This is a genomic window from Pseudomonas sp. SD17-1 (assembly GCF_029201585.1).
Classification (GTDB): domain Bacteria; phylum Pseudomonadota; class Gammaproteobacteria; order Pseudomonadales; family Pseudomonadaceae; genus Aquipseudomonas; species Aquipseudomonas palmensis.
On the sequence record NZ_CP104044.1, the window covers coordinates 5,230,326 to 5,251,337 of the forward strand.

The following is a 21,012-nucleotide window of genomic DNA, read 5'->3' on the forward strand; positions in this document are numbered from 1 at the left end:
TAGGGTGTTATGTCCGGAAAAGCGCAACAGCAGTCTCGCATCAAAGAGTTGATCACCCGCGGTCGTGAGCAGGGCTACCTGACTTACGCGGAGGTCAACGACCACCTGCCAGAGGATATTTCAGATCCGGAGCAGGTGGAAGACATCATCCGCATGATCAACGACATGGGGATCAACGTATTCGAGAGTGCTCCGGATGCGGATGCCCTTTTGTTGGCCGAGGCCGATACCGACGAAGCCGCCGCCGAAGAAGCTGCCGCAGCGTTGGCGGCCGTGGAGACCGATATCGGTCGCACGACAGACCCGGTGCGCATGTACATGCGTGAAATGGGTACCGTCGAGCTTCTGACCCGCGAAGGCGAAATCGAAATCGCCAAGCGTATCGAAGAAGGTATCCGTGAAGTGATGGGCGCCATTGCGCACTTCCCGGGCACCGTCGACTACATCCTCGGCGAATACGACCGCGTCACCACCGAAGGTGGCCGTCTGTCCGACGTGCTCAGTGGCTACATCGACCCGGATGACGGCATCGCGCCGCCGGCCGAAGTACCGCCGCCTGTCGATCCAAAAGCCCCGGCCAAGGCCGATGCGGACGACGACGAGGAAGAAGAGAAGGAAGGCGCCAGCGATGAAGAGGACGAGGTCGAAAGCGGCCCCGATCCGGTCGTCGCCCAGCAGCGTTTCGGCGCTGTCGCCGACCAGCTGGAAGCAACCGCCAAGGTCCTGAAGAAGCACGGTCGCCACAGCAAGCAAGGCATTGCCGAACTGCTGCAACTGGCCGAGCTGTTCATGCCGATCAAGCTGGTACCCAAGCAGTTCGAAGTACTGGTGGAGCGCGTGCGCAGCGCCCTGGAGCGCCTGCGCGCCCAGGAACGCGCCATCATGCAATTGTGTGTGCGTGATGCCCGCATGCCACGTGCCGACTTCCTGCGTCTGTTCCCGAGCAACGAAGTGGACACCACCTGGAGCGGCGATCTGTCCAAGCGCAGCGCCAAGTGGGCCGAAGCACTGGGCCGCCTGGACGCCGATATCGTGCGTTGCCAGCAAAAGCTGATCGACCTGCAGGAAGAGACCGGCCTGACGATCGCCGAGATCAAGGACATCAACCGTCGCATGTCGATCGGTGAGGCCAAGGCCCGCCGCGCGAAGAAAGAGATGGTCGAAGCCAACTTGCGTCTGGTGATCTCCATCGCCAAGAAGTACACCAACCGTGGCCTGCAATTCCTCGACCTGATCCAGGAAGGCAACATCGGCTTGATGAAAGCGGTGGACAAGTTCGAATACCGTCGTGGCTACAAGTTCTCGACCTATGCCACCTGGTGGATCCGTCAGGCGATCACTCGCTCGATCGCCGACCAGGCCCGCACCATCCGTATTCCGGTGCACATGATCGAGACGATCAACAAGCTCAACCGCATTTCCCGGCAGATGCTGCAGGAAATGGGTCGTGAACCGACCCCGGAAGAGCTGGGTGAGCGCATGGAGATGCCTGAGGACAAGATCCGCAAGGTACTGAAGATCGCCAAAGAGCCGATCTCCATGGAAACCCCGATCGGTGACGACGAAGATTCGCACCTGGGTGACTTCATCGAGGACTCGACCATGCAGTCGCCAATCGATGTGGCCACGGTCGAAAGCCTGAAGGAAGCGACCCGGGACGTGCTCTCCGGCCTGACCGCACGTGAAGCCAAGGTGCTGCGCATGCGTTTCGGTATCGACATGAACACCGACCACACGCTCGAAGAGGTAGGCAAGCAGTTTGACGTGACCCGCGAGCGGATCCGTCAGATCGAGGCCAAGGCGTTGCGCAAGCTGCGCCACCCGACGCGAAGCGAGCATCTGCGCTCCTTCCTCGACGAGTAATGACGAACCCCGGCAAATGCCGGGGTTTTTCTTTTTCAGGCCCTGACGTTTTAACCCCTGCGTTCTTCGCCCTTCGGCCAAACCCCCGTCTACACTCGAATCTATCCACTTGAGTGACGAGGCCGCTATGCCCAGACTGCCGGCCCTCGTGCTGCCCCTCCTGCTGATGTGGAGTGCAGCGGCCGGCGCCTTGACCCTGAACGACGAAGAGAAAGCCTGGCTCAGTGCGCATCCGCAGCTGCGCCTGGGCGTCGACGCATCCTGGCCACCCTTCGAATACCGTGACCAGGACGGCAAGTACCAGGGATTGGCCGCCGACTACATTGCGTTGATCCAGGAGCGCCTGGGTGTTGTGTTCACGCCGATCGAGCCGAGCAGTTGGTCGGCCGTGCTCGAACAGGCCCGGCAGGGCCAGCTGGACCTGCTGCCCGGCATCATGTCCACCCCCGAACGCCAGGGCTACCTGGCCTTCACCCGCCCTTATCTCGACTTCCCCATCGTGATCCTGGCCCACGAAGGCGGGCCCAGGCCACGTGACCTCAAGGAGCTGTACGGCCTGAAAGTCGCCGTGGTGGAGAACTACGCCCCACACGAACTGCTGCGTACCCACCACCCCGACCTCAACCTGGTGGCGCTGCCCAATGTCAGCTCGGCGCTTCAGGCCCTGGCCACCGACGAAGTCGATGCCGTGGTCGGCGACCTCGCCTCCAGCGTCTGGAGCCTGCGCCAGCTAAAGCTCGAAGGGCTCTACGTCAGCGGCGAAACCCCTTACCGCTACCAGCTGGCCATGGCGGCCCCGCGCCAACAGAAGATGCTGATCGGCATCCTCGACAAGGTGATTGCCGACATGAGCCCGGCCGAGCTCAGTCATATCCAGGAGCGCTGGGTCGGCAAAGTGCTGGAAAACAGCAACCGCTGGCGCGACCTGCTGCTCTACGGCCTGCCCGGCATCCTGCTCCTGGTGGCGATACTGGCGGCGGTGATGCGCGTCAACCGCCGGCTAAGCTCGGAAATTTCCCGGCGCATAGCCCTGGAACAGGAGCTGCGCAGCAGCGAGTACCACTACCGCGGCCTGGTCGAGAGCCTCTCGGCGATTGCCTGGGAAGCCGATGCCAACAACTTCACCTACAGCTATGTCTCGCCCCACGCCGAAGACCTGCTCGGCTACCCAATCAGCCAATGGCTCAAGCCCGGCTTCTGGCGCGACATCCTGCACCCGGACGACGCCCTCTGGGCACAGGCCTACTGCGACAGCGAAACCGCCGCCGGCCGGGACCACAGCCTGGACTACCGGGTGATCCGCGCCGATGGCAGGGTGCTGTGGGTACGCGACATCGTCAGCCTGATCGAGCATGGGCACACCCCGGTGATGCGCGGGCTGATGATCGACATCAGCGAAACCAAGAACACCGAGCAGGCCCTGCGTCTGTCGGAGCAGAAGTTCGCCTCGGTGTTCCAGCAATGCCCCGACATCCTGCTGATCGCCCGGGTCAGCGATGGCTGCCTGCTGGAGGTCAACGAAGCCTTCGAGGACCAGATCGGCCTGAGCCAGGACCAGGTGATCGGCCGCACCGCCGCCGAGCTCAACCTGTGGGGCATCGAAGACCAGGGGCCAGCCCCGCTGCAGCGCCTGCAGGGCGGCAATATCCGCAACCTCGAAATGCCTTTTCGGCGCAGCAACGGCCAGCTGTTCACCGGGCTCACCTCGGCGGAGATATTCGACCTGGACAGCACCCCGGCGCTGGTGGTGGCGGTGCGCGACATCAGCCAGCTCAAACAGACCCAGGAGCAACTGCAGACCTCCGAAGAAAAGTTCGCCAAGGCCTTCCACGCCTCGCCTGACGGCCTGCTGCTGTCGCGCCAGAGCGACGGGCTGCTGATCGAGGTCAACGACGGGTTCTGCCGCATCACCGGCTTCGATAGCCAGGTACTGGACCACAGCACCCTGGAGCTGGGCATCTGGGTAGACCTCAACGAGCGCCGGCAACTGCTCGAGCTGCTGAACCGAAACGGCTTCGTACGCGACTTCAGCTGCCACATCCGCCGCGCCGACGGGCAGATCCGCCTGTGCGAGGTCTCGGCGCGGCCGCTGCCGATTGCCGGCGTGGACTGCATGCTGACCATCGCCCGCGACATCACCGAGCGCCATCTGATGCAGGAAAAACTGCAACTGGCGGCCACTGTGTTCGAAAACACGGCCGAAGGCGTACTGATCACCGACATCGACCAGCACATCAGTGCGGTCAACCGCGCGTTCAGCGAAATCACCGGCTACAGCGAGTTCGAAGCGCTGGGCCAGACCCCGCGCCTGCTCGCCTCGGGCCAGCACGACAGCGCCTTCTACGCCGCCCTGTGGCATCAGCTGACCGCCGAGGGCCACTGGCAGGGCGAAATCCAGAACCGGCGCAAGAGCGGCGAGCTCTACCCTGCGTGGCTGACCATCAGCGCCGTGCGCAATCACGAGCGTGAGATCACCCACTTCGTCGCCGTGTTCGCCGACATCTCCAGCCTCAAGCATGCCCAGGCCGAGCTCGACTACCAGGCCCACCATGACCCCCTCACCGGCCTGCCCAACCGCACCCTGTTCGAAAGCCGGCTGCAGGCCGCACTCAGCAGCCCACAGCCTTCGGGTCGCCAGGGCGCGGTACTGTTCCTCGACCTGGACCGCTTCAAGCACATCAACGACAGCCTCGGCCACCCGGTCGGCGACCTGCTGCTCAAGGCAATCGCGCAGCGCCTGAAAGAACAGGTGCGCGACAACGACACCGTGGCACGCCTGGGCGGGGACGAATTCATCATCCTGCTGCCCGGCCTGCACCAGCCAAGCGATGCCGAGCATATCGCCAACAAGCTACTGGCCTGCTTTGGCGCACCGTTCCAGGCCGGCGAACACGAGTTCTTCACCAGTGCCAGTATCGGCACCAGCCTGTACCCCCAGGACGGCACCGACGTGGCCTCGTTGATCCGCAACGCCGATGCGGCCATGTACCGCTCCAAGGCCAAGGGGCGCAACCGGGTCGAGAGCTACACCCGCGACCTGACCGCCCAGGCCGCCGAGCGCATCGCGCTGGAGCACGAACTGCGCCGCGCCATCGAGCGCAAGGAACTGAGCCTGAGCTACCAGCCCAAGTTCAGCCTCAAGACCCAGAGCCTGGTGGGCGCCGAGGCACTGATTCGCTGGCGCCACCCGACCTTCGGCGACGTACCGCCGGAGCACTTCATCTCGCTGGCTGAAGAAAACGGCATGATTCTGCAGCTGGGCGACTGGGTGCTGGAGCAGGCGTGCCGGCAGATGCAAGCGTGGAAGCACAGCTACCTTGCGTTCGGGCCGCTGTCGGTCAACCTGGCGGGCGCGCAGTTGCGTCAGCCGTTGCTGGTACAGCGCATCGAGCAATTGCTGCGCACTCACCAGCTCAAGGCGGGTGACCTGCAGCTGGAGATCACCGAGAACTTCATCATGAGCCAGGCCGAGGAGGCGCTGGCCATCCTGCACCAGCTCAAGCGCATCGGTGTACAACTGGCCATCGACGACTTCGGCACCGGCTACTCCTCGCTCAGTTACCTCAAACGCCTGCCTCTGGACATCCTCAAGATCGACCAGTCGTTCATCCGCGGCCTGCCGGATGACCCGCACGATGCGGCAATTGCGCGGGCGATCATTGCGCTGGGGCGCAGCATGCAGTTGACCATCATCGCCGAGGGCGTGGAGAACCAGGCGCAGCAGCAATTTCTGGCGGCCGAGGGTTGCGAACAGATCCAGGGCTACATCGTCAGCCTGCCGCTGGCGGCGCCTGAATTCGCCGCGACCTTTCTACGCCGGGCAGTTTCGGATCTTTCGGATAGCACAGCCTCGAAACCCTCGCTATAATCCGCGACCACTGGGGCCTATAGCTCAGTTGGTTAGAGCAGAGGACTCATAATCCTTTGGTCCACGGTTCAAGTCCGTGTGGGCCCACCATACTCAAAGCCGCGCATTGCGCGGCTTTTGCGTTTTTGGCGGGATCGCCTCAGATACGCAGTGCTCATTTGCAACTCGTAAACCCGAGTGCGAGCCGGGTCCTTTCCTCATCCGTTTTTGTGGGGCCGGCATCGCCTACGCCGCCCGGCCTGACTTTTGCTCGACGACTATTCGCACACAATCTACTCGTCAGCCGGCTCGAAGCGCTCGCCGCGAAACACCCGACGTGGATTGCCACGCTCGATGCGGTGATGGAACAACCGCCGCTCCGCGCGCAGTTCGCTGTCGACCTGCTCTGCCTGTTGCGCCAGGCGTTGCCCGATGAGCAGCAGCGCCAAGCGTTTGTTGGCGTGCTGGCTACGCTCGCTCTGTACCTTGACGCTGACGCCGCTGGCCAGGTGCGTGGCGCGCACTGCCGAGTCGGTGGTGTTGACATGCTGACCACCCGGCCCGGACGAACGCAAGGTCTCGAAGTGGATCTCGCTCGCCAATTCCGGTGCCGGTGGCGCAAACCGTGCGCCCCCAAAGAACCAGTTCTTGCGCGCATGCCCCGGCCGGTACGGACTGCTGCACGTCCATTGCAGCGAGCCCGTCCAGTGATCCGCCAGGCGCTCGGCCTGCTCGCCATCCAGTGCCAGCAACACCGAGCGCAAGGTACCGCGCCGCGGCCCCGGCTCTTCTTCGAGTATCCGTACCGCCACGGCCTGGGCATCCGCTTCGGCCTGCAGCCTGAGCAATGCCTTGGCCACTGCCAGGGCACATTCTTCCGGCCCCTGAGCCGCCGAGAGTTGCAGCAGGATCATCAGCAGCACCCTCCGCGCGTCTTGTAGGTCAGCACCGGTTTCAGTCGTGCCAGCACGCGAACCAACCCCGCTTCACGCAAGGCACCCACCACCGAGCCGATAGCCTTGTAGGCCTCCGGCGCTTCCTCGTAGATCAGCGCCCGGTCGGCGCAGATCACGCGGCTGCCTAGTGCCGTACGACTCAGTTGCTCGACGCTGTAGCGCGAGGCGAGGCGGTCCTTGCACTCGCTGCGCATCCATTTGCGTCCGGCGCCATGGGCCAGGGACAACAGGCTGCGCTCGTCGGCGATCGGCTGTACCAAGTAGCTGTAGTCGCCGCGCGAACCAGGGATCACCACCGCCCCCTGATCCGACGGTGTGGCGCCTTTGCGATGCAGCCAACCATCGAGCCCGTCGACCTGCGCTGGCGACACCAGGTTGTGGTTGATGTCGAGCAGTACATCGCCATCGGCACGCAAGCGGTCGAGCATGCGCCGGGCAATTAACTGACGGTTGGCTTCGGCAAAACGCAGCGCGCCGTCGTGCCGGCCCAGGTAATGAGTGCTGGCCTCGCTGCCCGCCTCCAGTCCGTGATGACCGAACAGGTCGACCTGCTCACGCAAGATCGCCTCGCCCAAACCACGCGAGCCGCTGTGCACCAGCAACAGCAGGTGTTTGCGCTCGATGCCCAAGGCTGCCAGGGCCGCATCGTCGTAGCTTTCATCAAGTTGCTGCAGCTCGGCGAAGTGGTTACCACCACCAATGGTGCCTAGAGAACGCTCGTGCCCCGTGGCAGGCAAACCGAAGCTGGCGACGGCCTCCTGCCACGTCTCGTCGAGCGGCAGGTCGAGGTTGCCAAGGCGTTTCTCCAGCTTGTCCAGATGCAGCTTGGCGGTCGGGATGTCCGTGCGCCACAGCGCCATGCCACAGCCGATGTCATTGCCGACCAGCGCCGGGTACAAACGCCCCACGGAAAAGAATGCCGCGCCGACCGGATAGCCACGCCCAGGATGCAGGTCCGGCATGCCGGCCACCCGATGCATGCCCCCTAGGCGAGCGGTGGTTTCGAGTTGTTGGATCGCTTTTCCTTCGATCCAGGTGTCGTCCGCGGCGACCAATACGGCGCCGTCGGACAAATTGCGAATGCAAGTGCCCATAGTCCAATCCTGATGGGTTGAAACAAAAAGATGTTCGGATTGGCAGGCCAGAGGCCGGGCGTTGCGGTACCGCTAACGAGTAGCGGCGAATGCGTTCAAGCCAGGCGCGACCTGCAAAGGGTGATCAACTGTTGCATGATGTACCTCCTTTGCTGTCGGGTGAGAGAAGGCGGGCATCTTAGGTGTGTAATTGCCACCCTGCAACAACCTTGATCACATTTTTACCAGGAGAACAACGTCATGGCCGAAAAACCTGACCGCTCCGCGGTACAAAAAACATACCCTGGCGGTACAGTGCCCAGCTTCCAACCATTTCGCCAATTACGCTAAACACTAGTCCGTGTGGGCCCACCATACTCAAAGCCGCGCATTGCGCGGCTTTTGCGTTTTTGGCCCTCAGAACTTCACAATCACGTCCCCAAACTGGCCGCATACACCCCCGGCGTCTTCCCATAGTGGCGCTGAAACAACCCGATGAACGCCGACACCGAGTCATATCCCAGTTCATTCGCCAGCCGAGTCACGCTCATGCCCTGCGCCAGCAACGGCAATGCGGCCAGCAAGCGCAGGCGCTGGCGCCATTCACGGAATGAAAGCTGGGTCTGCGCCTGAAACAGGCGCACCAGGGTGCGCCGCGATGCCCCCACCTGCTGCGCCCATTGCTCGATGGTACGGTTGTCCCCAGGCTCGGCCTGCAGTGCATCGGTGATCCGGCGCAGGCGCGGGTCGCTGGGCAGCGGCAGGCTGAACGGTGCTTCGGCCAGCCCCTGCAACTCGTCCACCAGCACCTGCAGCAGGCGCGCCTGCGGCCCGTCGTCAGGGTAGTCGGCGGGAAAGTGGCTGACCCGTTCGATCAGCTCGCGCACCAGCGGCGTCACCTGCAGTACCGCGCAGTCACGGCGAGCGCCCGGCAGCACCGCGGCATCCAGGTACAGCCCGCGAAACGCCAGCGCCTGCTCACTGAACGCCGTGTGCTGCACCCCTGGCGGAATCCACAACGCGCACTGCGGCGGCAGCAGATAGCTGTGGCGCTCGGTCAGCACCTGCATGATCCCGGCGCTGGCATAGGTGAACTGCACCCAGTCATGGCTGTGCATCTGCACTTCATAACCTGCCGGTATGCCGAACATGCGCCGCTGCACCGGGCGCGAAAGCGCCAGCGGTACGGGCGGCACCTGCGGTATCTGTCCCGCTTGCGGCATCAGCTGTCCCCTTTGCTCAAGTGAGCCAAAAGTGCCGATGGTAGCCTGCGCCGCGACCCGTTGCACAACCTGATCGGAGACTTGTCGATGAGCACCCATGTACGTCAAAACCGCCTGACCATTCCCGCCATCCAGCAGCGCAAGGGCGCCGGCAGCCTGGTGGTGCTGACCGCCTACAGCCTGCCCATGGCCCGCTGGGTGGATGCCCATGCCGACCTGATCATCGTCGGCGATTCGGTGGGCATGGTGCTGTACGGCATGCCCAGCACCCTGGGCGTGACCCTGGACATGATGATTGCCCATGGCCAGGCGGTGATGCGCGGGGCAGAGCGCGCCTGCGTGGTGGTCGACCTGCCGTTCGGCTGCTATCAGGCCTCGCCGAAGCAGGCATTTGTCAGCGCCGCCCGGGTGCTGCGCGAAACCGGTGCACAGGGCATCAAGCTCGAAGGTGGCGCCGAAATGGCCCACACCGTCGAATTTCTGGTGCGCCGTGGCATTCCGGTGATGGCGCACGTGGGCCTGATGCCGCAGCAGGTCAACAGCATGGGCGGCTTCAAGGCCCAGGGGCGGGATGAACAAAGCGCAACCAAGGTGCGCGACGATGCCTTGGCCATGCAGGCGGCGGGTGCGTTCTCGGTGGTGCTCGAGGGCATCGCCGAGCCGCTGGCCCGCAGCCTGAGCGAAGCGTTGCACATCCCCACCATCGGCATTGGCGCATCCCCTGCGTGCGATGGGCAGGTGCTGGTGACCGAGGACCTGCTGGGCCTGTTCGGCGAGTACCAGCCGCGCTTCGTCAAACGCTATGCCGAGCTGCAACCGCAGATCGAACACGCACTGGAGCACTACGCCCGCGAGGTGCGCAGCGGCGAGTTCCCGGGGCTGGAGCACTGCTTCAAGGCCGCGCCCTGATAGCACCGGCGTGGACAGTGGGTCGATTAGCTGCCTTAATCGGCCCACTTCCCAAGCGAAAGAAACGATCCCTGTCCATGCCCACCCGCCCTGTCGCCCTCGATGAAATCGACCGTCAACTGATCGCCGCCCTGCAGATCAACGCCCGCGAAAGCGTGGCCATGCTTGCCCGGCAACTGGGCATTGCCCGCACCACCGTGACCTCGCGCCTGGCGCGCCTGGAGAAAACCAACGTCATCAGCGGTTACGGCGTGCGCCTTGGCCAACGTGTGATCGACGGCGGCCTGCAGGCCTATGTGGGCATCACCGTGCGCCCCCGCTCGGGCAAGGAGGTGGTACGCCGCCTGAGCGCCATGGGGCAGATCCAGCAGTTGTGTGCGGTCAGTGGCGAGTTCGACTATGTGGCGTGGCTGCGCAGCGATTCGCCCGAACAACTGGACCAGTTGCTCGACCAGATCGGCAGTGTCGAGGGCGTGGAGAAAACCACCACCTCGATCATCCTCAGCAGCAAGGTGGACCGCGGCCAACCGGTTTGACACGGGTTAGCGGGGAACAGATAGGGCCCTTCGCTGGCAAGCATGCTAACGGTGCTCGCAAACCTGTAGGAGCCGGCCTTGCCGGCGAAGGCATCACTCTGCTCAAGCATCCCGTCACAATGACAAAAATCCCCACAAAACGACGACACTCTGCATCTTAATAACCAACACCCTCCCCTCGTAGAATGACCGCCAGCATTTCCTATACTCAAGCTCCGCTCCCCGCGCAGCCCTGGCAAGGTCTCCCATGAACAAGAACAATCGCCACCCCGCCGACGGCAAAAAACCGGTCACCATCTTCGGCCCGGACTTCCCCTTCGCCTTCGACGACTGGATCGAGCACCCGGCCGGCCTGGGCAGCATTCCCGCCGAGCGCCACGGTGAGGAGGTGGCCATCGTCGGTGCCGGCATCGCCGGCCTGGTGGCCGCCTACGAGCTGATGAAGCTGGGCCTCAAGCCGGTGGTGTACGAGGCGTCGAAAATGGGCGGGCGCCTGCGCTCGCAGACCTTCTCCGGCGCCGAAGGCATCGTCGCCGAGCTGGGTGGCATGCGCTTCCCGGTGTCTTCCACGGCCTTCTATCACTACGTCGACAAGCTGGGCCTGGAGACCAGACCCTTCCCCAACCCGCTGACCCCCGCCTCCGGCAGCACGGTGATCGACCTCGAGGGCCAGACCCACTACGCCGAAAAACTCAGCGACCTGCCGGCACTGTTCCAGGAAGTCGCCGACGCCTGGGCCGATGCGCTGGAGGATGGTGCACGCTTCGGCGACATCCAGCAGGCAATCCGCGATCGCGACGTGCCGCGCCTGAAGGCGCTGTGGAACACCCTGGTGCCGCTGTGGGACGACCGCACCTTCTACGACTTCGTCGCCACCTCCAAGGCCTTCGCCAAGCTCAGCTTCCTGCACCGCGAAGTGTTCGGCCAGGTCGGCTTTGGCACCGGCGGCTGGGACTCCGACTTCCCCAACTCGATGCTCGAGATCTTCCGCGTGGTGATGACCAACTGCGACGATCACCAGCACCTGGTGGTGGGCGGTGTCGAGCAGGTGCCCCTGGGCATCTGGCGGCATGTGCCGCAACGCTGCGCCCACTGGCCGCAAGGCACCAGCCTCAGCTCATTGCACCGTGGCACGCCACATTCAGGGGTGAAAAGCATCGCCCGCGCCGACGATGGGCGCCTGGCCGTCACCGACACCTGGGGCGTCACCCGCCATTACGCCGCGGTGCTCACCACCTGTCAGAGCTGGCTGCTGACCACCCAGATCGAGTGCGAGGAGTCGCTGTTCTCGCAGAAGATGTGGATGGCCCTGGACCGCACCCGCTACATGCAGTCGTCCAAGACCTTCGTGATGGTCGACCGCCCGTTCTGGAAGGACAAGGACCCGCAGACCGGCCGCGACCTGATGAGCATGACCCTCACCGACCGCCTCACCCGCGGCACCTACCTGTTCGACAACGGCGACGACAGGCCGGGGGTGATCTGCCTGTCGTACTCGTGGATGAGCGATGCGCTCAAGATGCTGCCGCACCCGGTGGAAAAACGCGTGAAACTTGCGCTGGACGCCCTGAAGAAGATCTACCCCAAGGTCGATATCGCCGGGCACATCATCGGCGACCCGATCACTGTGTCGTGGGAAGCCGACCCGCATTTCCTGGGGGCGTTCAAGGGCGCCCTGCCCGGCCATTATCGTTACAATCAGCGCATGTACGCGCACTTCATGCAGCAGGACCTGCCTGCCGAGCAGCGCGGCATCTTTATCGCAGGCGACGACGTCTCCTGGACCCCGGCCTGGGTCGAAGGCGCGGTGCAGACTTCGCTCAACGCGGTATGGGGCATCATGAACCACTTCGGTGGCCGCACCCACGCCGACAACCCCGGCCCTGGCGATGTATTCAACGAGATCGGCCCGATCGCCCTGGCCGACTGAAAGGAGAGACCCATGCGCATAGCCCTGTACCAGGGCCAGCCCCACCCGATGGACGTGGCCGGCAACCTCGAGCGCCTGCACCAGCAGGCGCAGCTGGCGGCGGCACGCGGCGCCGAACTGCTGGTGTGCCCCGAGATGTTCCTCAGCGGCTACAACATCGGCAGCGAAGCGGTCGCACGCCTGGCCGAGCCGCAGGACGGCGCATCGGCCATGGCCGTGGTGGAAATTGCCCAGGCCAACCGCATCGCCATCGTCTACGGCTACCCCGAGCTTGGCGAGGACGGCCAGGTGTACAACAGCGTGCAGTTGATCGACGCCCACGGCAGCAGCCTGGCCAACTACCGCAAGACCCACCTGTTCGGCGGGCTGGACCGCGCCATGTTCAGCCCCGGCCCCGACCATTTCCCGGTGGTCACGCTCAATGGCTGGCAGCTGGGCCTGTTGATCTGCTACGACATCGAGTTCCCGGAAAACGCCCGCCGCCTGGCCCTGGCCGGGGCCGAGCTGATCGTGGTGCCGACAGCCAACATGCAGCCCTACGATTTCATCTGCCAGTTCACCGTGCGCGTACGCGCCCAGGAGAACCAGTGCTACCTGGTGTATGCCAACTACTGCGGCGCCGAGGAGCAGATCCACTATTGCGGCCAAAGCAGCATCATCGGCCCGGACGGCAGCCTGCTGGCCATGGCCGGGCATGAGCCCACGCTGCTGGTGGCCGACCTCGAGCTGCAACGGGTGCACGAAGGCCGCGCCAGCACACCGTACCTGCACGACCTGCGTGTGGAACTCCACGGCGGCCCGCGCAAGCACTGATTTATCCGCTAGCATGACGGTTCGCACGTTACCGGAGCCGTCATGTCCTGCGCCCACCTCACCCTGCCCAACGGCCTGCACGTCACCCTGCGCCATGCACCGCGGCTCAAGCGCTGTGCAGCGGCAGTGCGGGTACGCGCCGGCAGCCACGATGCTCCCAACGCCTGGCCGGGGCTGGCGCACTTTCTCGAACACCTGTTCTTTCTCGGCAACCCGCGCTTTGCCATCGACGACGCCCTGATGCGCTACGTGCAGCGCCAGGGCGGCCAGGTCAATGCCAGCACGCGGGAGCGCACCACCGACTTCTTCTTCGAAGTGCCGGCTGCCGCCTTCGAGGGGGGCATCGAGCGCTTGTGTGAAATGCTCGCCAACCCCCAGGCCGACCGTGCGCAACAGCTGCGCGAGCGCGAAGTGATCCATGCCGAGTTCATTGCCTGGGCGCGCAACCCCGAAGCGCAGCGTCAGCACGCACTGCTGCAGAGCGTGTCGGCGCAGCATCCGCTGAGCGGTTTTCACGCTGGCAACCGCTACAGCCTGCCGGTACCCGACGCGGCCTTCCAGAGCGCCCTGCAAGCTTTTCACCAACGCTACTACCAGGCCGGGCAGATGACCCTGAGCCTGGTCGGCCCACAGCCGCTGGCCACCCTTGAAGCCCTGGCCATGCAGTACGGCGCCGTCTTCGCACCCGGGCAGCCCATCGAACAAGGCCCGGCACCGGCGCTGCAGCTTCGCGCTGCGCGGGTTGAACAGCTGCCCGGGCAACGGGATGTGCTGCTCGGCTATGAACGGCTGCCCGCCGGCGCTGCCCAGGCGATCGCCTTTCTCGACACCTGGCTTTCGGACACCCGCCCGGGCGGGCTGCTGGCCGCTTTGCGCGAACGGCGCTGGCTGGAGGATTTCAGTTTTTCGGCATTGCATCAGTTCGCCGCACAGGCACTGCTGCACGCGCGCTTCAAGCTCAATGACGCGGCACCTGCCGAGCAGGTCGAAGACCTGTTCCGGGACTGGCTGAGCTTCTTGCGCGATGCCGACCTGACGGCGCTGAACAGCGAATATGCACGTATCCAGCAGTCACGCGCGCTGGCCGCCGGCGCCCTGGAACTGGCACGCCGCGACAGCAGCGGCCAGCCATTCAGTGCACTCGACGCCCAGGGCCTGGCGGCACTGCAAGGCCTGCTCGAACCCTTCACCGAGCAAGCCCGCCAGCCCTGGCGACTGCCACCTGCCGAGCCCTTGCTGGCCGTCGGGTTCAGCGATGTACCCGCCACGCCGACACCCGCCGGGGTTATCCACAGCCCGGCGCTGCCGGCCGTGCGGCAGTACGGCGTGATCTACCTGCGCTGGCAGGTGCGCTCGGCGTTGCGCGCGCGGCTGTGGCGCGTACTCGAAGGTGCCCTGCGCCCACTGGTCGAGCGCGCCGCCCGCGCCTCGGTGGAGCTGCAATGGAGCGAGTGCGAGCACCTCTGGCAACTGCGCTGCGCCGGGTCACCGCCCGCCATTGTCGCAGTCGTCGAGCAGGCATTGGCGCTGCTGCGCCTGCCTGCCGCCCAGGACTGGAGCGCAGGCTCAGGCACCCAGCCGGCGCTGATCCCGATCCGCCTGCTGCTAAAGCAGTTGCCGGGCTATATCGTCGGGCGTGACCCGGGGCCATTGCCGACCTGCCTGATCGCCCAGCCCGAGCTGGATGCGCTCTGGCAGCATGCCCGCTGGCAGGGCATGACCTGCGGCTTCACCGAAGCGGTGCAGCCGGCGCTGAATGCGCTGCTGGCCCAGGTACCGGGACAGCCGGGCATGGCCGAGCCGATAACCGGCGATGCCACAGGGCCCTGGCAGCATGTGCCGCTGCCCGAAGGCGAGCACGCACTGCTGGTGTTCTGCCCCGCCCCGCCCGGCAGCGAGGCGGTGTACCGGCTGCTGGCACATCGACTGCAAGGGCCCTTCTACCAGCGCCTGCGGGTGGAGCTGCAACTGGGCTATGCAGTGTTCAGCGCATTGCGCCAGGTGCAGGGCCATACCGGCCTGCTGCTGGGCGTGCAGTCGCCCAAGGCCGACCCGGCACAGATTCTCGAGCACATGCGCTGCGTGGTCGCAGGCTTCACCCATGACCTGACCGATGATGCCGAGGCGCGTCAGGCCCTGGCGGCGCAGTTCCACGAACCGGACATGGGCAATGCCGACGTCGCCGAATGGGCCTGGCAGGCCCGGCTGGCCGGCAGCGACGCCCCCAGCCTGGACACGCTGCGACAACAGCTGCTGGCCGTCACCGCACAGCAGCTCGAACACGCCGCCCGGCACCTGTTCGACAACGCCCTGTACCTGGCCAGCGCCGCACAGGGCGGATTGTTACCGGCAACGCAACAGCCTTTCTCGCAGGTTTAACCAAACTGTCCATTAATTTTAGTAAGATGGCGCTACCCGGGCCGTTGTAACCCCTTGTTTCAAAGGGGGGCCTAAATATGTAGCCACCCGCCCCCAGACCTATCCGGAAGGAGTACTCCCATGTGGACCAAACCTGCTTACACTGACCTGCGTATTGGCTTTGAAGTGACCATGTATTTCGCAAGTCGCTGAGTCTGCTTGCGGTACAACGCCTCGGTCAGCCGGGGCGTTTTCATTTTTGGACGCAGCAGGAGTGGCCATGTACATCCAGATTCTAGGTTCCGCCGCCGGCGGCGGTTTCCCGCAGTGGAACTGCAACTGCGACAACTGCAAGGGCTTTCGCGACGGCACCTTGCGCGCCAGCGCACGCACCCAGTCCTCGATCGCACTGTCCGACGACGGGGTGCACTGGGTGCTGTGCAACGCCTCGCCGGACATCCGCGCGCAACTGCAAGGCTTCGCCCCCATGCAGCCGGCCCGCGCCCTGCGCGACACCGGGATCAACGCGATCATCCTGCTCGACAGCCAGATCGACCACACCACCGGCCTGCTCAGCCTGCGCGAAGGTTGCCCGCACCAGGTGTGGTGCACCGACATGGTCCACCAGGACCTGAGCACCGGCTTCCCTCTGTTCACCATGCTCAGCCACTGGAACGGTGGCCTGCAGTGGAACCGCATCGAGCTCGAAGGCAGCTTCGTGATCCAGGCGTGCCCGAACCTGCGCTTTACCCCGTTCCCGCTGCGCAGCGCCGCGCCGCCCTACTCCCCGCACCGCTTCGACCCGCACCCGGGCGACAACCTGGGGCTGATGGTCGAAGACCTGCGCACCGGCGGCAAGCTGTTCTACGCCCCGGGCCTTGGCCAGTTCGACGACAAGCTGCTGCAACTGATGCACGACGCCGATTGCCTGCTGGTCGACGGCACGCTGTGGGAGGATGATGAGATGCAGCGCCGCGGTGTCGGTACCCGCACGGGCCGCGAGATGGGTCACCTGGCACAGAATGGCCCCGGCGGCATGCTCGAGGTACTCGAAGGCTTCCCCGACCAGCGCAAGGTACTTATCCACATCAACAACACCAACCCGATTCTCGATGAAGACTCCGCCGAGCGCGCCGAACTGGCCCGCCGCAACGTCGAAGTGGCCTTCGACGGCATGAGCATCGAGCTGTAGGAGCCCCCATGAGCGAAGCCGTACCGCTTTCCCCCGCCGCGTTCGAGCAGGCCTTGCGCGCCAAGGGCGCCTACTACCACATCCATCACCCCTACCACGTGGCCATGTATGAAGGCCGCGCCAGCCGCGAGCAGATCCAGGGCTGGGTCGCCAACCGCTTCTACTACCAGGTCAACATCCCGATGAAGGATGCGGCGATCCTGGCCAACTGCCCGGACCGCGAGATCCGCCGTGAGTGGATCCAGCGCCTGCTCGACCACGACGGCGCCCCCGGCGAAGACGGCGGCATCGAAGCCTGGCTGCGCCTGGGCCAGGCCGTGGGCCTGGACCCCGACCAGCTACGCTCGCAGGAGCTGGTGCTGCCCGGCGTGCGCTTCGCGGTCGACGCCTACGTCAACTTCGCCCGCCGTGCCAGCTGGCAGGAAGCGGCCAGCAGCTCGCTGACCGAACTGTTCGCCCCGCAGATCCACCAGTCACGCCTGGACAGCTGGCCACAGCACTATCCCTGGATCGACCCGGCCGGCTACGAGTACTTCCGCACCCGCCTGGGCCAGGCCCGGCGCGATGTGGAGCATGGCCTGAGCATCACCCTGCAGCACTACACCACGGTGCAGGGTCAACAACGCATGCTGGAGATTCTTCAGTTCAAGCTCGATATTCTGTGGAGCATGCTCGACGCCATGAGCATGGCCTATGAACTGAACCGCCCGCCCTACCACAGCGTCACCAGCGAGCGGGTGTGGCACAAGGGGATCACCTTATGAGTTTCGACCGTTCGAAGACGCCGCACTGGCGCCCCGGCTACCGCTTCCAGTACGAACCGGCGCAGAAGGGCCATGTGCTGCTCTACCCCGAAGGCATGATCAAGCTCAACGAAAGCGCCGCGCTGATCGGCGGGCTGATCGACGGCAAGCGCGATGTGGCCGCGATCATTGCCGAGCTGGACGTTCAATTCCCCGGTGTACCCGAACTCGGTGACGACATCGAGCAATTCATGGAGGTCGCCCGTGAGCAACACTGGATCGTCCTTGAGTGAGGTACCGGCCAAGCCCGCAGTCGGCCTGCCGCTGTGGCTGCTGGCCGAGCTGACCTACCGCTGCCCGCTGCAATGCCCGTACTGCTCCAACCCGCTGGACTTCGCCGAGCAGGGCAAGGAGTTGAGCACCGAGCAGTGGTTCAAGGTGATGGCCGAGGCGCGTGAAATGGGCGCCGCGCAGCTGGGCTTTTCCGGCGGCGAGCCACTGGTGCGCCAGGACCTGGCCGAGCTGATCGGCGAGGGGCGCCGCCTGGGCTACTACACCAACCTGATCACCTCCGGCATCGGCCTGACCGAACAGAAGATCGCCGACTTCAAGCGCGCCGGGCTGGACCACATCCAGATCAGCTTCCAGGCCAGCGACGAACAGGTCAACAACCTGCTGGCCGGCTCGAAGAAAGCCTTCGCGCAGAAGCTGGAGATGGCCCGCGCGGTCAAGGCCCACGGCTACCCGATGGTGCTGAACTTCGTCACCCACCGGCACAACATCGACAAGATCGACCGCATCATCGAGCTGTGCATCGCCCTGGAAGCCGACTTCGTCGAGCTCGCCACGTGCCAGTTCTACGGCTGGGCCAAGCTCAACCGCGCCGGCCTGCTGCCCACCCGCGCGCAGCTGGAGCGCGCCGAACGCATCACCAACGAATACCGCGAGAAACTGCAGGCTGCGGGCAACCCGTGCAAGCTGATCTTCGTCACCCCCGACTACTATGAAGAACGGCCCAAGGGCTGCATGAACGGCTGGGGCAGCATCTTCCTCACCGTCACCCCGGACGGCACCGCACTGCCGTGCCATGGCGCACGCCAGTTGCCGGTACAATTCCCCAACGTGCGCGAACACAGCATGCAGCACATATGGTATGACTCGTTCGGCTTCAACCGTTTTCGCGGCTACGACTGGATGCCCGAGCCGTGCCGCTCCTGCGACGAGAAAGAAAAGGACTTCGGCGGCTGCCGCTGCCAGGCCTTCATGCTGACCGGCGACGCCAGCAATGCCGACCCGGTTTGCGCCAAATCGGCGGACCACGGGATCATCCTCGCTGCTCGGGAGGAGGCCGAAACCGCCACCCAGACCATCGACCAGATGACCTTCCGCAATGATCGAAACTCCCGTCTCATCGCCCGCGGCTGAGCGTTTCAGCGCACAACAGGCGGTTGCCGCCGGCACCGACTACGCCGAACTCAAGCGCAGCCCGCTGGGGCTGTTCTGGAACGAGTTTCGCCCCCAGGACGGCGGTTGCCGCATCTGGCAGTGGCGTGACGGCCAGGCCCGCTGCCTGACCCCCGACGGCTTCAGCGTGCGCAGCCGCGTCTACGAGTATGGCGGCGGCGGTTTCTGCCTGAGCGACGACGGGCTGGTGTTCGTCAACGAAGCCGACCAGCAGCTCTACAGCCAGGGGCTCGAGGGCGGGCAGCCGCAGCCGCTGACCCACGGCCAGTGCCGCTACGGTGACCTGCGCTGGGGCGCCGGCCAGGTGCTGGCGGTTGAAGAAGACGCCGATGTGCACCGGCTGGTATCGATCGCCGCCGGCACCCGCACGGTACTGGCCGAAGGCGCCGACTTCTATGCCGCTCCCACCCTCAGCGCCGACGGCCAGCGCCTGGCCTGGATCGAATGGAGCCGCCCGCACCAACCCTGGACTGCCACCCGCCTGCTGTGCGCCGAACGCCGCGATGCACACACCTGGGAAGCGCCGCGCTGCATCGCCGGCAGCGAGGCGCAACCGGAATCGCTGCAGCAGCCGCGCTTCGATGCCGACGGTCGCCTGTACTGCCTGTCGGATCGTGACGGCTACTGGCAACCCTGGGGCGAAACCCCGCAGGGCTGGGCAGCACTGCCGGCCGAGCGTGCCGACCATGCTGGCGCACCGTGGCAACTGGGCGCCAGCACCTGGCTGCCCCTGGACGGCGGCGGGTATCTGGCGAGCTGGTTCGAGGGCGGCTTCAGCCGCCTGGGCGTGCATCATGCCGATGGCACCCTGGAAGACTTCAGTGACGTCTACACCCGCTTTCGCTGCCTGGAGATCGACGACCGGTACCTGTATGCCATCGCCGCCTCTGCCATCAGCACGCCCGCCGTCATCGCCATCGACCGCCACAGCCATGCCGTTCAGGTGCTGGCCGGCGGTGCGATGCCCTTGCCCAGCGAACAGGTCAGCCAGCCGCGCAGCATCACCTACCCCAGCGGCGATGCCCAGGCGCACGCCTTCTTCTACCCGGCCATGAATGGTGTCGAGGCGCCGCCGCTGGTGGTGTTCGTGCATGGCGGACCGACCTCGGCGTGCTTCCCGGTGCTCGACCCGCGCATCCAGTACTGGACCCAGCGCGGCTTTGCAGTGGCCGACCTCAACTACCGTGGCAGCAGCGGCTATGGCCGCGCCTATCGCCAGGCCCTGCACCTGCGCTGGGGCGAAATGGACGTGCAGGATGCCTGCGCGGTGGTCGACTTCCTGGTAGGGCAAGGGTTGATCGACCCGACGCAGGCGTTCATCCGCGGGGGCAGCGCCGGGGGCTACACCACGCTGTGTGCGCTGGCGTTCCAGAATGTGTTCCGTGGCGGGGCGAGCCTGTACGGGGTCAGCGACCCGCTGGCGCTGACGCGCGCCACGCACAAGTTCGAAGGCGATTACCTGGACTGGCTGATCGGCGACCCGCAGCAGGATGTGCAGCGTTATCAGGCGCGCACGCCACTGCTGCATGCCGCGCAGATCAAGGTGCCGGTGATTTTCTTCCAGGGCGAACTGGATGCGGTGGTGGTACCGGAGCAGACCCGTTCGATGCTGGCGGCGCTGAAGGCCAACGGGGTGCGTGCCGAAGGGCATTTCTACCCGACCGAGCGGCACGGGTTCCGGACGGCAGCGAACCTGGCGCATGCGCTGGAAGAAGAGTGGAAGTTCTACCGGGAGGTTCTGTCACGGCCATTGCCATTGTAGGAGCCAGCCTTGCTGGCGAATGTCCCAGCGCGGTCTGAACCGTACAGGCCCATTCGCCGGCAACGCCGGCTCCTACAGGCGATGGCCGCGACGCGGTCTAGCGCTTGGCGATGATGTACACCGCGTGCACGATCCCCGGAATGTAACCGCACAAGGTGAGCAGGATGTTCAGCCAGAAGGCGCCACCAAAACCCACCTGCAGGAACACGCCCAGCGGCGGCAACAGAATGGCGAAGATAATTCGGATCAGGTCCATCGGGCAGCTCCTTGTCTAAAGTCCTAACTACAGACTGCAAGCACCCCCCACTGGTTCAAATAGCCATCCCCCATAAAAAAACGCCCC

The 21,012-nt window shown here is 65.0% G+C and carries 17 protein-coding genes and 1 tRNA gene; 14 read left to right on the forward strand and 4 right to left on the reverse strand.

Features of this window, described 5'->3' with window-relative positions; translation table 11 throughout:
* Positions 1 to 9 precede the first annotated feature (9 nt).
* The 3 genes from rpoD (at position 10) to N0B28_RS24000 (ending at position 5,821) form a co-directional block, all read left to right on the forward strand.
* Positions 10 to 1,863, forward strand: coding sequence for an RNA polymerase sigma factor RpoD (rpoD, locus tag N0B28_RS23990; protein WP_043863742.1), 1,854 nt, complete (start codon positions 10 to 12; stop codon positions 1,861 to 1,863).
* A 127-nt stretch (positions 1,864 to 1,990) separates the two neighbouring features.
* On the forward strand, positions 1,991 to 5,731 hold the full coding sequence (locus N0B28_RS23995) for a bifunctional diguanylate cyclase/phosphodiesterase (protein WP_043863741.1): 3,741 nt from the start codon (positions 1,991 to 1,993) through the stop codon (positions 5,729 to 5,731).
* A 13-nt stretch (positions 5,732 to 5,744) separates the two neighbouring features.
* Positions 5,745 to 5,821 (forward strand) — tRNA-Ile (locus N0B28_RS24000).
* Positions 5,822 to 6,003: 182 nt separating this feature from the next.
* Here the strand turns inward: N0B28_RS24000 and prfH are convergent.
* The 3 genes from prfH to N0B28_RS24015 all read right to left on the reverse strand — a co-directional run bounded on the left by prfH (position 6,004) and on the right by N0B28_RS24015 (position 8,962).
* Positions 6,004 to 6,624, reverse strand: a complete 621-nt coding sequence (gene prfH, locus N0B28_RS24005; RefSeq protein ID WP_043863775.1) for a peptide chain release factor H — start codon at positions 6,622 to 6,624, stop codon at positions 6,004 to 6,006.
* Complete coding sequence (locus N0B28_RS24010) at positions 6,624 to 7,760, reverse strand: RNA ligase RtcB family protein (RefSeq protein ID WP_078480873.1); 1,137 nt, start codon at positions 7,758 to 7,760, stop codon at positions 6,624 to 6,626. The genes prfH and N0B28_RS24010 overlap by 1 nt, the downstream gene beginning before the upstream one ends.
* A 410-nt stretch (positions 7,761 to 8,170) precedes the next feature.
* Positions 8,171 to 8,962, reverse strand: a complete 792-nt coding sequence (locus N0B28_RS24015) for a helix-turn-helix transcriptional regulator (RefSeq protein ID WP_116052342.1) — start codon at positions 8,960 to 8,962, stop codon at positions 8,171 to 8,173.
* Between the two features lie 87 nt (positions 8,963 to 9,049).
* Between N0B28_RS24015 and panB the strand changes: the two genes are divergently transcribed.
* The 11 genes from panB to N0B28_RS24070 all read left to right on the forward strand — a co-directional run bounded on the left by panB (position 9,050) and on the right by N0B28_RS24070 (position 20,669).
* Positions 9,050 to 9,871 carry a 3-methyl-2-oxobutanoate hydroxymethyltransferase gene (panB, locus tag N0B28_RS24020; RefSeq protein WP_275729229.1) on the forward strand — a complete coding sequence of 274 codons (822 nt, stop codon included), beginning with the start codon at positions 9,050 to 9,052 and terminating at the stop codon, positions 9,869 to 9,871.
* 77 nt (positions 9,872 to 9,948) lie between these two features.
* On the forward strand, positions 9,949 to 10,407 hold the full coding sequence (locus tag N0B28_RS24025) for an Lrp/AsnC family transcriptional regulator (protein WP_054915967.1): 459 nt from the start codon (positions 9,949 to 9,951) through the stop codon (positions 10,405 to 10,407).
* Between the two features lie 247 nt (positions 10,408 to 10,654).
* Positions 10,655 to 12,337: an NAD(P)/FAD-dependent oxidoreductase gene (locus tag N0B28_RS24030; RefSeq protein WP_043863697.1), complete on the forward strand. Its 1,683-nt coding sequence runs from the start codon at positions 10,655 to 10,657 to the stop codon at positions 12,335 to 12,337.
* Between the two features lie 12 nt (positions 12,338 to 12,349).
* Positions 12,350 to 13,150, forward strand: a complete 801-nt coding sequence (locus tag N0B28_RS24035) for a carbon-nitrogen hydrolase family protein (protein ID WP_043863696.1) — start codon at positions 12,350 to 12,352, stop codon at positions 13,148 to 13,150.
* A gap of 42 nt (positions 13,151 to 13,192) precedes the next feature.
* Complete coding sequence (gene pqqF / locus N0B28_RS24040) at positions 13,193 to 15,529, forward strand: pyrroloquinoline quinone biosynthesis protein PqqF (RefSeq protein WP_275729235.1); 2,337 nt, start codon at positions 13,193 to 13,195, stop codon at positions 15,527 to 15,529.
* Between the two features lie 120 nt (positions 15,530 to 15,649).
* On the forward strand, positions 15,650 to 15,721 hold the full coding sequence (gene pqqA, locus N0B28_RS24045; RefSeq protein WP_008365141.1) for a pyrroloquinoline quinone precursor peptide PqqA: 72 nt from the start codon (positions 15,650 to 15,652) through the stop codon (positions 15,719 to 15,721).
* Positions 15,722 to 15,788: 67 nt separating this feature from the next.
* Positions 15,789 to 16,700: a pyrroloquinoline quinone biosynthesis protein PqqB gene (gene pqqB, locus N0B28_RS24050; RefSeq protein WP_078480867.1), complete on the forward strand. Its 912-nt coding sequence runs from the start codon at positions 15,789 to 15,791 to the stop codon at positions 16,698 to 16,700.
* 8 nt (positions 16,701 to 16,708) lie between these two features.
* Positions 16,709 to 17,464, forward strand: coding sequence for a pyrroloquinoline-quinone synthase PqqC (gene pqqC, locus N0B28_RS24055; protein ID WP_054915971.1), 756 nt, complete (start codon positions 16,709 to 16,711; stop codon positions 17,462 to 17,464).
* Positions 17,461 to 17,736, forward strand: coding sequence for a pyrroloquinoline quinone biosynthesis peptide chaperone PqqD (gene pqqD / locus N0B28_RS24060; protein ID WP_043863692.1), 276 nt, complete (start codon positions 17,461 to 17,463; stop codon positions 17,734 to 17,736). The genes pqqC and pqqD overlap by 4 nt, the downstream gene beginning before the upstream one ends.
* Positions 17,708 to 18,868 carry a pyrroloquinoline quinone biosynthesis protein PqqE gene (gene pqqE / locus N0B28_RS24065; RefSeq protein WP_043863691.1) on the forward strand — a complete coding sequence of 387 codons (1,161 nt, stop codon included), beginning with the start codon at positions 17,708 to 17,710 and terminating at the stop codon, positions 18,866 to 18,868. The genes pqqD and pqqE overlap by 29 nt, the downstream gene beginning before the upstream one ends.
* Complete coding sequence (locus tag N0B28_RS24070; protein ID WP_275729241.1) at positions 18,834 to 20,669, forward strand: S9 family peptidase; 1,836 nt, start codon at positions 18,834 to 18,836, stop codon at positions 20,667 to 20,669. Before pqqE ends, N0B28_RS24070 begins: the two co-directional genes overlap by 35 nt.
* A gap of 97 nt (positions 20,670 to 20,766) precedes the next feature.
* On the opposite strand, the gene N0B28_RS24075 is transcribed toward N0B28_RS24070, so the two are convergent.
* Positions 20,767 to 20,925, reverse strand: a complete 159-nt coding sequence (locus N0B28_RS24075; protein WP_011063854.1) for a YqaE/Pmp3 family membrane protein — start codon at positions 20,923 to 20,925, stop codon at positions 20,767 to 20,769.
* Positions 20,926 to 21,012: the final 87 nt, after the last annotated feature.

What these genes read in the sequence shown, in the direction of transcription:
- rpoD (WP_043863742.1), top strand. Translation starts at nt 10, where the DNA reads ATGTCCGGAAAAGCGCAACAGCAGTCTCGCATCAAAGAGTTGATCACC.
- N0B28_RS23995 (WP_043863741.1), top strand. Translation starts at nt 1,991, where the DNA reads ATGCCCAGACTGCCGGCCCTCGTGCTGCCCCTCCTGCTGATGTGGAGT.
- prfH (WP_043863775.1), bottom strand. Translation starts at nt 6,624, where the DNA reads ATGATCCTGCTGCAACTCTCGGCGGCTCAGGGGCCGGAAGAATGTGCC.
- N0B28_RS24010 (WP_078480873.1), bottom strand. Translation starts at nt 7,760, where the DNA reads ATGGGCACTTGCATTCGCAATTTGTCCGACGGCGCCGTATTGGTCGCC.
- N0B28_RS24015 (WP_116052342.1), bottom strand. Translation starts at nt 8,962, where the DNA reads ATGCCGCAAGCGGGACAGATACCGCAGGTGCCGCCCGTACCGCTGGCG.
- panB (WP_275729229.1), top strand. Translation starts at nt 9,050, where the DNA reads ATGAGCACCCATGTACGTCAAAACCGCCTGACCATTCCCGCCATCCAG.
- N0B28_RS24025 (WP_054915967.1), top strand. Translation starts at nt 9,949, where the DNA reads ATGCCCACCCGCCCTGTCGCCCTCGATGAAATCGACCGTCAACTGATC.
- N0B28_RS24030 (WP_043863697.1), top strand. Translation starts at nt 10,655, where the DNA reads ATGAACAAGAACAATCGCCACCCCGCCGACGGCAAAAAACCGGTCACC.
- N0B28_RS24035 (WP_043863696.1), top strand. Translation starts at nt 12,350, where the DNA reads ATGCGCATAGCCCTGTACCAGGGCCAGCCCCACCCGATGGACGTGGCC.
- pqqF (WP_275729235.1), top strand. Translation starts at nt 13,193, where the DNA reads ATGTCCTGCGCCCACCTCACCCTGCCCAACGGCCTGCACGTCACCCTG.
- pqqB (WP_078480867.1), top strand. Translation starts at nt 15,789, where the DNA reads ATGTACATCCAGATTCTAGGTTCCGCCGCCGGCGGCGGTTTCCCGCAG.
- pqqC (WP_054915971.1), top strand. Translation starts at nt 16,709, where the DNA reads ATGAGCGAAGCCGTACCGCTTTCCCCCGCCGCGTTCGAGCAGGCCTTG.
- pqqD (WP_043863692.1), top strand. Translation starts at nt 17,461, where the DNA reads ATGAGTTTCGACCGTTCGAAGACGCCGCACTGGCGCCCCGGCTACCGC.
- N0B28_RS24070 (WP_275729241.1), top strand. Translation starts at nt 18,834, where the DNA reads ATGATCGAAACTCCCGTCTCATCGCCCGCGGCTGAGCGTTTCAGCGCA.
- N0B28_RS24075 (WP_011063854.1), bottom strand. Translation starts at nt 20,925, where the DNA reads ATGGACCTGATCCGAATTATCTTCGCCATTCTGTTGCCGCCGCTGGGC.